The sequence below is a fragment of the Gaiella sp. genome, assembly GCF_035558935.1.
GTDB lineage: Bacteria > Actinomycetota > Thermoleophilia > Gaiellales > Gaiellaceae > Gaiella.
The window spans coordinates 1-5,135 of the sequence record NZ_DATMBZ010000037.1; the positions used below are offsets into that span (position 1 = coordinate 1).

At 72.9% G+C, this 5,135-nt stretch carries 5 protein-coding genes and 1 pseudogene; all 6 read left to right on the top strand.

Annotated features, from left to right (window positions below; all coding sequences use genetic code 11):
• Positions 1-667, top strand: a pseudogene (locus VNM44_RS03990) (glutamate synthase subunit alpha); the annotation flags it as partial.
• Positions 668-700: 33 nt separating this feature from the next.
• Positions 701-1,693, top strand: a complete 993-nt coding sequence (argC, locus tag VNM44_RS03995; RefSeq protein WP_325622876.1) for an N-acetyl-gamma-glutamyl-phosphate reductase — start codon at positions 701-703, stop codon at positions 1,691-1,693.
• Positions 1,693-2,859, top strand: a complete 1,167-nt coding sequence (argJ, locus tag VNM44_RS04000; RefSeq protein ID WP_325622878.1) for a bifunctional glutamate N-acetyltransferase/amino-acid acetyltransferase ArgJ — start codon at positions 1,693-1,695, stop codon at positions 2,857-2,859. Before argC ends, argJ begins: the two co-directional genes overlap by 1 nt.
• Positions 2,856-3,515 carry a hypothetical protein gene (locus VNM44_RS04005; RefSeq protein WP_325622880.1) on the top strand — a complete coding sequence of 220 codons (660 nt, stop codon included), beginning with the start codon at positions 2,856-2,858 and terminating at the stop codon, positions 3,513-3,515. Before argJ ends, VNM44_RS04005 begins: the two co-directional genes overlap by 4 nt.
• Positions 3,512-4,675: an acetylornithine/succinylornithine family transaminase gene (locus VNM44_RS04010; RefSeq protein ID WP_325622882.1), complete on the top strand. Its 1,164-nt coding sequence runs from the start codon at positions 3,512-3,514 to the stop codon at positions 4,673-4,675. Before VNM44_RS04005 ends, VNM44_RS04010 begins: the two co-directional genes overlap by 4 nt.
• Positions 4,672-5,130 (top strand): hypothetical protein, encoded by a 459-nt coding sequence (locus VNM44_RS04015; protein WP_325622884.1) that lies wholly within the window; start codon positions 4,672-4,674, stop codon positions 5,128-5,130. The genes VNM44_RS04010 and VNM44_RS04015 overlap by 4 nt, the downstream gene beginning before the upstream one ends.
• The last annotated feature ends 5 nt before the right edge of the window (positions 5,131-5,135 follow it).

Here is a 5,135-nt window from a genome sequence, read left to right on the forward strand (position 1 = left end):
CGGCGCGATCGCGAAGGCGGTCGGGGATGCGCCGCCCGCCGGCCGGGTGCGCGCGCGCTTCGAAGGCTCGGCGGGTCAGAGCTTCGGCGCGTTCCTCACGGCCGGTGTCGAGCTGCGGCTCGTCGGGGAGGCGAACGACTATGTCGGCAAGGCGATGTCGGGCGGCCGCATCGTCGTCTCGCCCTTTGCGGACGACGCCGGCGACCCGTGCCTCGTCGGCAACACCGCGCTCTACGGGGCGACGGGCGGCGAGCTGTACTGCGCCGGCTCCGCGGGCGAGCGGTTCGCCGTTCGCAACTCGGGCGCCGTCGCGGTGGTCGAGGGCGTGGGCGACCACGGCTGCGAGTACATGACACGCGGCACGGTCGTCGTCCTCGGGCCACACGGTCGCAACCTCGGCGCGGGCATGACGGGCGGCGAGGCGTTCCTGCTCGAGCCGGACGAACGCCTCGTGAACGGCGACCTCGTCGCACTCGTGCCGCTCGAGCGCCACGAAGGCGAGAGGCTGATCGCGTTGCTCGAGCGCCACGAGCGGCTCACGAGCTCTGCTCGGGCACGCCCCCTCCTCGCCGATCCGGAGCGTGCCGTCGAGCGGTTCAGGCGGCTCGCGCCGCGCAGCGAGCTCGCGGAGCGCGAATCGGCGGAGCAGGGCCGTCTCAGCGCCTGACGCATAAATCGAGGCTTCGTGCATACTATGCGAATGCCGTACGTCAGCATCGTCGGCTCGGCCGGCTACACGGGACAGGAGACGCTCGACCGCGTCCTGCGCCATCCGGATCTCGAGCTCTACGCGGTCGGGTCCGACTCGCTCGCCGGGCAGGACGCGACGGCGCTCGACCCGCGGCTGAACCGCAACGGCGGCAAGCGCGTCCCGCGCCTGATCACGAACGCCGCGGCGCTCGCCTGCGAGGCGGACGTCACGTTCCTCTGCCTCTCACACGAGGAGGCCGCCGGCCTCGAGCCGCCGGCCCGCGGCATCGTCGTCGACCTCTCCGGCGCCCATCGTCTCCAGGATCCCACCCAGTACGAGGAGTGGTACGGCTTCACGCATCCTCGCCCGGAGGAGCTCGGCTCGTGGTCGTACGGCCTGCCCGAGCTGACGCCGCCCGAAGGACGGCTGATCGCGAACCCCGGTTGCTACGCGACCGCCGTGCTCCTCGCGCTGGCGCCGATCGCCGACGCGATCGAGCGCGAGAGCGTGGTCGTCGACGCGATGTCCGGAATGACCGGAGCGGGCCGGTCGCCCAAGGCGTCGACGCACGCGGGCTTCGTGCTCGACAACGTCTCGCCGTACAAGGTCGGCACGCACCAGCACGTGGCGGAGATCGCGCAGCTGCTCGGCTTTCCCGTCTCCTTCACGCCACACCTGCTTCCTGTCCGCCGGGGGCTCCTGGCGACCTGCAACGTCCGCTCGACCGGCGCCGATCTGCGCGCGCTGCTCGAGGAGCGCTACGCGTCGAGCCCTGTCGTGACCGTCCTGCCGGACGGCGTCGCCCCCGAGCTCGCGCGCGTCCAGCACACGGACGGGGCCGAGATCGGCGTCTTCTCCGACCGCCACACCGACCGCACGATGGTGATCTGCGCGATCGACAACCTCGGCAAGGGCGCCGCGGGACAGGCGGTACAGAACGTCAACGCGCTGTTCGGGCTGGCCGAGACGGCCGGGCTGAGGCTATCCGGGGTACTCGTCTGATGTCCGTCACCGCGGCTCGGGGATTCGTCGCGGCCGGCGTCGCCGCGGGGATCCGTCCCTCCGGGAAGCCCGACGTCGCGCTCCTCCGCTCGGCTTCGCCGGCGGTCGGCTGCGCGATGTGGACGCTCAACCGGGTGCAGGCTGCGCCGGTCGTCGTCTCTCGGCGGCATCTCGAGCTCGCCGAGCCGCAGGCCGTGGTCGTGAACGCAGGCGTCGCGAACGCGGCGACCGGGACCGCCGGAGAGGACGACGCCCGCGCGACCGCCGAGCGAGTCGCAGGACGCCTCGGGCTCCGGCCCGAAGAGGTCGTCGTTCTCTCGACCGGAGTCATCGGCCCGCGTCTCCCGATGGCGTCGCTGCTCGCCGGGGTGGACGCCGCCGCCGAGACGCTCTCGGCCCACGGCGGCGAGGCCGCCGCGCAGGCGATCCTGACCACCGACGCCGGAGCGAAGACCGCGGTCGTCGAGGAAGAAGGCTTCACGGTGGGCGGGATGGCCAAGGGGGCCGGGATGATCCACCCCTGCCTCGCCACGATGCTCGCGATCGTGACGACCGACTACCCTCTCGCGCCCGGGGAGGCCGACCGCTTCCTGCGCCCGGCCGTCGAGCGGTCGTTCAATCGGATCTCGGTCGACGGCGACTGCTCGACGAACGACGCGGTCGTGCTGCTCGCAAACGGCGCGTCCGGAGTCGCACGCGACCCGGAACTGGACGAGCGGTTCGCAGCGTCTCTGGCAACGGTCTGCTCCGATCTGGCTCGTCAGATCGTCGCCGACGGTGAAGGCGCGACCGTGGTCCTCGAGATCGTCGTGTCCAGCGCTTCCTCGCACGAGGAAGCGCGCGCGATCGCCCTGCGGGTCGCGACGTCCCCGCTCGTGAAGACGGCGGCTTTCGGGCGCGACCCGAACTGGGGGCGCGTGCTCGCGGCGGCTGGATCGGCGCCGGCGAACGGCGGCTTTGCGCACCTCGACCCCGAGCGGCTCTCGGTCTCCTTCGACGGGACACCGGTCTTCTCGGACGGAGCTCCGACGGGACTCGTGCCGGAGCTCGGCGGCTCCGCTTGCCGGATCGAGCTCGACCTCGGGCTCGGCGACGGCGACGCGGCCTACCTCGCATCCGACCTCTCGTACGACTACGTCAAGCTGAACGCGGAGTACACGACGTGACGGTCGTCCTCAAGCTGGGCGGTCGTGTGGCCGCCGATGCGGTCCGCGGCGCGCTGGCCGAAGTCGACGGCCCGGTCGTGATCGTCCACGGTGCGGGGCCGCAGATCACGGCCGGGATGGAGCTGCGTGGGATCTCACCAACCTTCGTCGCGGGACGGCGGGTGACGACTTCGGAGGTGCTCGAGGTGGTCCGCGAGGGGCTCACGGCCGTGAACGAGGAGGTCTGCAGAGTCATCGGCGACGACGCGGTCGGCCTCTTCGGCGACGAGATCGGCCTGCGCGCGCACCACGTGCGGGAGCTCGGCCTCGTCGGCGAGCCGGTGCCCTCGGCGCCGCCTGCCATCGTCGAGGCACTGGCGGCCGGCCGGGTGCCCGTCGTGGCGCCGCTCGCCGCCGGCCCGCTCAACGTCAACGCGGACGAGGCTGCGGCGGCGCTGGCCGTCGGCCTCGGCGCCGAGCGGATCCTGTTCGTCACCGACGTCCCCGGCGTGCTCCTCGACGGCGAGCTTGCGAGCGTGCTGCCGGCGGACGAAGCCGAGGCCGGGCTCGCCGAGGGCAGGTTCGAGGGCGGCATCGTCCCGAAGCTCATGGCGGCGGTGCAGGCCGCCCGCGGCGGCGTGCGCGCCTCGATCGGCTCGACGGAGGTCCCGGCGTGAGCCGCGCAAGTGACACGGTGTCACTTGCCGCTCGCGAAGCCGTCCTGCCGACCTACGCGCGGGCCGACGTCACGTTCGTCCGCGGGGAGGGCTGCCGCCTCTGGGACGACGCCGGCCGCTCGTACCTCGACTTCGGAGCGGGCATCGCCGTGGTCGGGCTCGGCCATCGTCACCCTGCCGTCACAGCCGCGGCGCACGCCCAGCTCGACGAGCTCTGGCATGCGTCGAACCTCTACTGGACCGAGCCGATGCTCCGCCTCGCGGCGCTCCTCTCGGACCGGTTCGGAGGCGCGCAGGCGTTCTTCTGCAACTCGGGTGCGGAGGCGAACGAGGCGGCGCTCAAGGTCGCCCGCAAGGCGACCGGACGTGCGCGAATCGTCGCCCTCGAGGGCGGCTTCCACGGCCGCACGCTCGGGGCATTGTCGGCGACCGGCCAGCCCGGCAAGTGGGAGGGGTTCGGCCCGCTCGTCCCGGGCGTCTCGTTCGCGCGCCCCAACGACGTCGAGTCGCTCGAGGCTGCCGTCTCTCCGGGCGGCGAGCTCGCCACGATCATCCTCGAGCCCGTGCTGGGTGAGGGAGGCGTGCAGCCGCTCGACGAGAGCTTCGTCCGGGCCGCGGCGGAGATCGCCCACGAGGTCGGAGCGCTGCTCACGGTCGACGAGGTGCAGGCCGGCCTTGGCCGCACCGGAACGTTCTTCGCCTTCGAGCAGCTCGGCATCGAGCCCGACCTCGTCACGCTGGCGAAGGGCCTCGGCAACGGGCTGCCGATCGGCGCGCTCCTCGTGCGCGAGGGCGTCGCCGACGCGATCGGACCGGGGGATCACGGCTCGACCTTCGGCGGGAACCCCGTGGCCGCGGCTGCCGCATGCGCGGTGGTAGAGGCGATCGACGACGCGGTCCTGGAGAACGTCACGGCGCGCGGATCGCAGCTCGACGCCGGCCTCGCGACGCTTCCCGGCGTTCTCGGTGTTCGCGGACGCGGCCTTCTCCTCGCGGCGGTGCTCGACCGCGACGCGGGCGAGGTCGTGGACGCCTGCCGCGAGCGCGGGCTGCTCGTCCTCACTGCGGGCCCCGACGTCCTACGGCTCCTGCCGCCGCTCGTCGTCACTGCCGAGGAGGTCGACGAGGCGCTCGGCGTGCTTCGGGAGGTGCTCGCATGAGCAACTCGATCCGCCGGCAGGCGATCCTCCGCCTCGTTCGCGACCGCGCGATCTCGACGCAGTCCGAGCTCGTCGACGCGCTGCGCGAGGAGGGCCACGACGTCGTGCAGACGACGATCTCGCGCGACGTACACGAGCTCGGGCTGACGAAGGTGCGCGCCCCGTCGGGCCGCCTCGTGTACGCGGCGCCCGGCGCCGACGACGCCGACCGGTTCCGCGCGATCGGCGTCGCGATCCGTCGCTACGCGACGCGCGTCGAGCACGCGGGGCCGCTCGTCGTCCTGACGACGCCTTCGGGCTACGCGAGCGCGCTCGCGCAGGCGATCGACGAGGGCGGCCACCCGGGTATCGCCGGCACGATCGCCGGCGACAACACGATCTTCGTCGCGCCGCGGGAGGGCACGACGTCCCGCTCGCTCAGCTCGGAGCTCGGCGAGCACCTGACGCGCATCTGAGCGGC